The organism is Brevundimonas sp. CURTG3B2_SDJG (genome assembly GCF_057364705.1).
In genome coordinates, this window is the sequence record NZ_JBNFOJ010000185.1 from 1 (window position 1) to 6163 (window position 6163).

General features: G+C 68.1%; 8 protein-coding genes and 1 pseudogene. 2 read left to right on the plus strand and 7 right to left on the minus strand.

Going from position 1 to position 6163, the window contains the following annotated elements; all coding sequences use genetic code 11:
• The 3 genes from AC2W7C_RS12465 to AC2W7C_RS12475 form a co-directional block, all read right to left on the minus strand.
• A partial coding sequence (locus AC2W7C_RS12465) for a DUF6456 domain-containing protein (RefSeq protein WP_486001729.1) occupies positions 1 to 216 on the minus strand: 216 nt, incomplete at its 3' end.
• A gap of 30 nt (positions 217 to 246) precedes the next feature.
• Positions 247 to 504: a hypothetical protein gene (locus AC2W7C_RS12470; protein ID WP_486001730.1), complete on the minus strand. Its 258-nt coding sequence runs from the start codon at positions 502 to 504 to the stop codon at positions 247 to 249.
• Entirely contained in the window at positions 501 to 860 is a 360-nt protein-coding gene (locus AC2W7C_RS12475; RefSeq protein WP_486001731.1) for a chromosomal replication initiator DnaA, read from the minus strand. Before AC2W7C_RS12475 ends, AC2W7C_RS12470 begins: the two co-directional genes overlap by 4 nt.
• Before the next feature lie 274 nt (positions 861 to 1134).
• On the opposite strand from AC2W7C_RS12475, the pseudogene ctrA reads away from it, so the two are divergent.
• Positions 1135 to 1812 (plus strand): annotated as a pseudogene (gene ctrA / locus AC2W7C_RS12480) (response regulator transcription factor CtrA); the annotation flags it as partial.
• Positions 1813 to 1915: 103 nt separating this feature from the next.
• Here ctrA and AC2W7C_RS12485 read toward each other — a convergent pair.
• Positions 1916 to 2143, minus strand: a complete 228-nt coding sequence (locus tag AC2W7C_RS12485; RefSeq protein ID WP_486001732.1) for a hypothetical protein — start codon at positions 2141 to 2143, stop codon at positions 1916 to 1918.
• 285 nt (positions 2144 to 2428) lie between these two features.
• Here AC2W7C_RS12485 and AC2W7C_RS12490 point away from each other — a divergent pair, with 285 nt between their 5' ends.
• Positions 2429 to 3721 (plus strand): OmpP1/FadL family transporter, encoded by a 1293-nt coding sequence (locus AC2W7C_RS12490; RefSeq protein WP_486001733.1) that lies wholly within the window; start codon positions 2429 to 2431, stop codon positions 3719 to 3721.
• Here AC2W7C_RS12490 and AC2W7C_RS12495 read toward each other — a convergent pair.
• The 3 genes from AC2W7C_RS12495 to AC2W7C_RS12505 all read right to left on the minus strand — a co-directional run.
• On the minus strand, positions 3718 to 4233 hold the full coding sequence (locus AC2W7C_RS12495) for a hypothetical protein (protein WP_486001734.1): 516 nt from the start codon (positions 4231 to 4233) through the stop codon (positions 3718 to 3720). The genes AC2W7C_RS12490 and AC2W7C_RS12495 overlap by 4 nt on opposite strands.
• Positions 4230 to 5297, minus strand: a complete 1068-nt coding sequence (locus AC2W7C_RS12500) for a DEAD/DEAH box helicase (protein WP_486001735.1) — start codon at positions 5295 to 5297, stop codon at positions 4230 to 4232. The genes AC2W7C_RS12495 and AC2W7C_RS12500 overlap by 4 nt, the downstream gene beginning before the upstream one ends.
• A gap of 452 nt (positions 5298 to 5749) precedes the next feature.
• Positions 5750 to 6163, minus strand: a 414-nt coding sequence (locus AC2W7C_RS12505) for a DUF1345 domain-containing protein (RefSeq protein ID WP_486001736.1), incomplete at its 5' end; no start/stop codon positions are given.

The window sequence follows — 6163 nt, forward strand, 5'->3', positions numbered from 1 at the left end:
CGTCCAGGCGCGCGCGGCGCCCGACCGGGGCAGGGCGTCCCAGCGCATGGTCATGGAGGGGCCCTTCAAGGCGACCTCCGCATCGATCCCCAGACGTTCGGCGGCGGCGACCTCGGCCGGCGTTAGCCAGCGCCGGCCGTCGGAATCCAGGCGCCCCGCCAGCCAAGCGACGGGCGAGGACGTCAGATTGGCCCGCCACGCCTGGGGCTTCGCCATCGGGACGCATGACGATCCGCGTCCCCTCGGTCACGCCCGGCCGCCGGGGAGCGGGGCGAGGCCGCCCTGGGACGGGGTTCGAGGGACCCAGCCGCCGCCGGTGCGGGCCTTCAGCCCCGGTCGGTCGATGAGCCGGATGAAGCCCGCCTCGTCGAGCACCTGCAGGATCCGGGCCCTTCGGTCCGTGCCGGAGCGGACGGCGTAGCCGTCCGGGGTCGCCTCGATCCACGCTCCCTTGCGGGTCAGGATCCGGCGCGCCCGGATGATCGGGTCCGTCGTCCGGCTCATGCGGGCAACTCGCACGCCGGGGTCTCCAGCACCTCGTGCACGCAGCGCTCGAGGTGATCCAGAAGGGCGTCGAGCCAGGGGCGGTCGCGCTCGTCCTCGACCCAGCGGCACGCCTGGGCGGCGGTGGAGCGGTTCAATCCGAACGCCAGTCCGACCCGGTCCAGCGGCCAGCCGAAGGCGACGTGGGCCAGGTAGAGCGCCAGCCACCGCGCTCGGCACGCGCGCCCCTCCAGTCGCGTGCGGGCGGTCATGCGTTCGACCGCGACGCCGGTCGAGACGGCTACCAGCTGCAGCGCCAGCCCCGCCCGGATTCTGTCCCCCGCATCCGCGGGAGCCCTATAGTTCGCATCCATCATCCCATCTCCATCACCGCAGGCTGTCGCCGCCTGCTTTCCGGGATAGGAATATCATCCTGATGTACGTCTATTTCGGACGTGTCATGGGGCGGGTCGAAGAAATTTTCGCGCCCTTGACTCGGGACTCTCGACGCCGATTCGCAAATCAGCCTAGATTCGCTGTTAACCACTAACGTTAACCCTTCTTAAGTTTTTGGGCGGTTAACGTTCGAACAAGGTTACCCGGAAACGGGACAGTTACGTCTAAGGCCAAGCTTTGCCTGGAGGGGCAACCATGCGCGTCCTGCTTATCGAAGATGATCACGCGACGGCGCAGAGCATCGAACTCATGCTCAAGTCGGAAGGCTTCAACGTCTACACGACTGACCTCGGCGAAGAAGGCATCGATCTCGGAAAGATCTATGACTACGACCTGATCCTGTTGGACTTGAACCTGCCTGACATGAACGGTCTGGAAGTTCTGCGTCAGCTGCGCGTCGGCAAGGTCAATACGCCGGTGATGATCCTGTCGGGCACCAGCGAGATCGAGACCAAGGTGAAGACCTTCGGCGGCGGCGCCGACGACTACATGACCAAGCCCTTCCACAAGGACGAGCTGATCGCGCGCACCCACGCCGTGGTCCGTCGTTCAAAAGGCCACGCCCAGGCGATCATCCACACCGGCGAGATCGCGGTGAACCTGGATGCGAAGACGGTCGAGGTGAACGGCCACCGGGTCCATCTGACCGGCAAGGAGTACCAGATGCTGGAGCTCCTCTCCCTGCGCAAGGGCACGACCCTGACCAAGGAGATGTTCCTGAACCACCTGTACGGCGGCATGGACGAGCCCGAGCTGAAGATCATCGACGTCTTCATCTGCAAGCTGCGCAAGAAGCTGGCCACGGCTGCCGGCGGCAAGCACTACATCGAGACCGTCTGGGGCCGCGGCTATGTGCTGCGCGACCCGGCGGAATCCTCGGCGCCGTCACCGCCGCGGCCTGATCCCGCCGACAAGACGACGCCCGCCGGATCGCTCCGGCGGGCGTTGCTGTTGGGGCTGTCCACCCGACTGTGCGTCAGGGGCACTCATACTCGAAATAGTCGTCGTACCCGGTGAACTCGGGCTGACCCACCCGGACGATATGGCCGTCGCAGTAGACCACGACCTGATAGATGGGTTGGGTTTTCGCTTCGTCGGCGTAGATGATGTAGTGGCTCTGGAACGCGCCGTGCGCCTGGGCGCTGGAGGCGAAGCAGGCGGCGGCGAGCGCCGCGGCGGCGATCTTGAGAACGGGACGTTTCATGGCGGTCCTCCGGTCATGCAATCATCGATAGTGATGACGCTGCGCTCTCAAAGTCAATCAGGGGTAGAATCTGACCAACCTCAGATCGCCTGTCGGACGTGAGCCGTCCGGGCTCTGCGCCTTTCACCGTTCGCTGACCGGCCGAACACGGATCACCTTCGCGAGAGCAGGGTCCCGAGCGTTGCAGCGTTCCGGCCGCGCGCGCATTGCAGACGGGCCTCCCCGGCACAGTCTCCGAAACGCCGTGGCCCGGTCGAACGGCCGCCGCGCCTGAAAGTGCAGTTTATGAAATCCTCCAGCCTCCTTTTCGCCGGCGCGGCCTTCGCCGTGAGCGCGGCCGCCGCGTCCTCCGCCTCGGCCCAGTCCTATTATCTGCAGGAGCAATCGGCGCGCGGCGCGGGCCGGGCCTATTCCGGCGAAGCCGCAGACACCGGCGTCTCCTCCCTGTGGTGGAATCCGGCCGCCATCGCCCGCAGCGGGCGGGAGCTTTACGTCGGCGTCCACGCGGTGGCGGTGAACTCCGAGGTCCGGGACGCCGGCTCAAGCCTGACCTATCCGGGCGGGACGACGGTTCCCGTCGTGGGGAGCACGGTCGCCCCCAGCCCGATCGAAAGCGGCGTCGTGCCGAACTTCGCGGTCGCCACCCCGTTGGGCGAACGCTTCGCCGTGGGACTCAGCGTCGCCGCGCCGTACAACTTCACCACCAAATACCAGCCGGACTCCTTCGCGCGCTACGACGCCCTGACGTCGGAGTTGCGATCAGCCGATGTCGGCCTGACGGCAGCGATGCGCGTGACCGACTGGCTGGACGTCGGCGTGGGCGTGGACGCGCAGTACGTCGACGCCAAGCTGACCTCCGCCCTGCCGAACCTGTCGCCCCTGCTGCCGGACGGCTCGTCCTCGCTGGAAGGGAACGGCTGGGACTACGGCTGGAACGCCGGCGCCCAGGCGCATTTCGGCCGGCTGGACCTGGGACTCAGCTACCGGTCGGCGATCGAGCACGAACTGGATGGCGACGTCGTCATCGCCGGCCTGGTCGGACCCCTGGCGGGCGCGAACGTGACGACCGGCGGCGTCGCCGGCTTCAGCACGCCCTGGTTCGCCGCGGCCTCGGCCCGTTACCGGCTCAACGACAAACTGACGCTGAACGCCCAGGTCAACCGCATCGGCTGGTCCGAGTTCGACGCCATTGAGGTGGCCTATCCGGGCGGCGGCCAGACGATCGTGCAGGACTACAAGGACGTGACCACGGGGGCGATCGGCTTCGACTACGCCGCCACCGACAAGCTGACCTTCCGGGGCGGCCTGGGCTACACCCCGACCCCGACCCGGGACACCGAGCGGACGGCGCGCATTCCGGACGCGAACCGGTGGCTGTTTTCGGGCGGCATGTCGATGCGGGCCACGGATCAGCTGACCGTCGACTTCGGCCTGACTTATGTGGCCTTCGAGGATGGGGAGATCTTCAGCGACCGGACCCTGTATCCCGGCACGCCGGCCGCCACGGTCTCGCGGCTGCGGGGTACGGCCGAGGGGCATGGCCTGGCCTGGTCGCTGGGGACGCGCTGGAGCTTCTAGGCGTCGCACCTCCCGGCACGACGACGCCCGCCGAACGAGAGTCCGGCGGGCGTCCTTCGGTTCAGAAGGGCGGCGATCAGCTCTTCGCCGCGTATCCCTTGCCGCCGTTGGAGGGGCGGCGGCGGCGCGGGCGGCGCTTCATCTCGCCGACAGGCTTGGGCTCGTGGGCCGGAGCCGCGTTGCGCGGGTCGTTGTTGACCTGCCGGCCGCGGTCGCGGGCCATCGGATCGAAGGCGCGTTCCGGGGTGGGGACGGGCGTCGCGGGCCTGGCCCTTGCGGACCCGGTGCGGCTGCCCGCCGCCTTCCAGCTTGATCCCGTCGCGGCGCGGGTTGCGGCGGCCTCGGCCGCCCTCGTTGCGCTCGCCGCCCTCGCGTTCGGGCAGGGTGGCCTTGGACTTGACGCCCGAGGCCATGATCGAGGCGTCCAGCTGGGCCAGTTGCTTGTCGTTGCGGCGGTCGGTCGCCGGAATCTTCTGACGGGTGACCTTCTCGATGTCCTTGAGCAGCTTCATCTCGTCGCCGGCGACGAAGCTGATGGCCGAGCCGTCGGCGCCCGCGCGGCCGTGCGGCCGATGCGGTGGACGTAGGCTTCCGGTACATAGGGCAGCTCGAAGTTCACCACGTGCGAGACGCCGTCCACGTCGATGCCGCGCGCGGCGATGTCGGTGGCGACCAGGACGCGCAGCTTGCCGGCTTTGAAGGCGGCCAGGGTGCGTTCACGCTGGGGCTGGCTCTTATTGCCGTGGATAGCCCCCGCCTCGACGCCGCCGGCTTCCAGATAGGCCGCGACCTTGTCGGCGCCGTGCTTGGTCTTGGTGAAGACCAGGCAGCGGGTGAAGCCGGGATCCGAGAACAGCTCGGTCAGCAGGGCGCGCTTGCGGCCCTGTTCGATGTGGATCACCGACTGGTTGATGCGCTGGACGGTCGTGGACTGCGGCGTCACTTGGACCTTGACGGGGTCCTTCAGCAGGTCGCCGGCCAGCTTGCCGATCTCGGCCGGCATGGTGGCCGAGAAGAACAGGTTCTGGCGCTTGGCCGGGATGCGGCTGACGATCTGTCGGATCGGCTTGATGAAGCCCAGGTCCAGCATCTGGTCGGCCTCGTCCAGGACGAAGATCTCGCAGGTCGAGAGGTCCAGGTTCTTCTGCTGGATGTGGTCCAGCAGGCGGCCGGGGGCGGCGACCAGGATGTCCAGGCCCTGGTGCAGGGCGCGCTCCTGGGCGCCGTACTTCACGCCGCCGAAGATCACGGCGACGCGGAAGCCCAGGTGCTTGCCATAAGCCTTGAAGCTTTCGCCGATCTGGGTGGCCAGTTCGCGCGTCGGCGACAGCACCAGGCAGCGCGTGGTGCGCGGCAGGGGGGCGACGCGATTGGCGGCCAGGCGATGCAGGATCGGCAGGGCGAAGGCGGCGGTCTTGCCGGTGCCGGTCTGAGCGATGCCCAGCAGGTCCTTGCCGGCCATCACGTCGGGAATGGCCTGCTGCTGGATGGGGGTGGGGGTGGTGTAGCCTTCAGACGCCAGCGCCTGGAGGAGGGCCGGGTTCAGGCCCATGGAGTCGAAGGTCTTGATGCTCACGGAGCGTCTTCTTTCGCATGCGGCGACGCGCCATCCTGGTGGGCGCGCGGTCAGAAGGCTCCGCCTTCTCGACCCGACGCGCGCCGGGAGGCGCACCGCCAGTCCCGATCTGGCTTCGCTCTGGAAACCGTCGGGGTGGACCGGGCGCCGCCCCGCGTGTCCGGGCAGCGAATGAATCTGGAGGACCCGGCGGCTGCTACAGTCAGGCCTTCAAGCGGAAGGCCCACACGCGCTGGAGACGCCGGAAATCGCGATTGTGCGATGCAGCAAAGATGGGCGCGCAATGCGGCCAAGTCAAGGCGGGGGGCAGTTCCAGACGTCACTCCCGGCCTTATGCCGGGAATCCAGGGGCACGATCGGCAAAACGAGAACGCGGAACGCCTCCGCGATCATGGATGGCCCGGCCGTGACGTGAGCGAGGGCTCCAGAGCCCGGCGGTTCATGCAGCTAAACTATCCCAGCAGGCTGACCGCCATGTTGACCGTCAGGGCCACGATCACCGTGTTGAACACGAACGACGTCAGGCTGTGCACCGTAGAGATGCGGCGCAGCGCCTTGTCGGCGATCTGCACGTCGGCGGTCTGAGAGGCGACGCCGATGATCAGGGAGAAGTGCAGAAAATCCCAGTAGTCCGGCGGCTCGTCGCCCGGGAACAGCAGCCCGCCGCGGTCCCGGCCCTCCTCCGGCGTGTAATAGGCGTGGGCGTAGTGCAGGGCGAACATCGTGTGCACGAACAGCCACGACAGGGTCACCGTCGTCAGGGCGAGGAGCGCTGCCGCTCCCGTGTGGTCGCCGCCCGAGGCGCGGAGCGCGACCCCGACCACGACGCCGACGCTGCCAGCGCCGCCAGAAGGGCGACGGTGGCG

Excerpts from the sequence above, each read along its gene's own strand:
- AC2W7C_RS12470 (WP_486001730.1), bottom strand. The coding sequence starts at position 504 with ATGAGCCGGACGACGGACCCGATCATCCGGGCGCGCCGGATCCTGACC.
- AC2W7C_RS12475 (WP_486001731.1), bottom strand. The coding sequence starts at position 860 with ATGATGGATGCGAACTATAGGGCTCCCGCGGATGCGGGGGACAGAATC.
- AC2W7C_RS12485 (WP_486001732.1), bottom strand. The coding sequence starts at position 2,143 with ATGAAACGTCCCGTTCTCAAGATCGCCGCCGCGGCGCTCGCCGCCGCC.
- AC2W7C_RS12490 (WP_486001733.1), top strand. The coding sequence starts at position 2,429 with ATGAAATCCTCCAGCCTCCTTTTCGCCGGCGCGGCCTTCGCCGTGAGC.
- AC2W7C_RS12495 (WP_486001734.1), bottom strand. The coding sequence starts at position 4,233 with ATGAAGCTGCTCAAGGACATCGAGAAGGTCACCCGTCAGAAGATTCCG.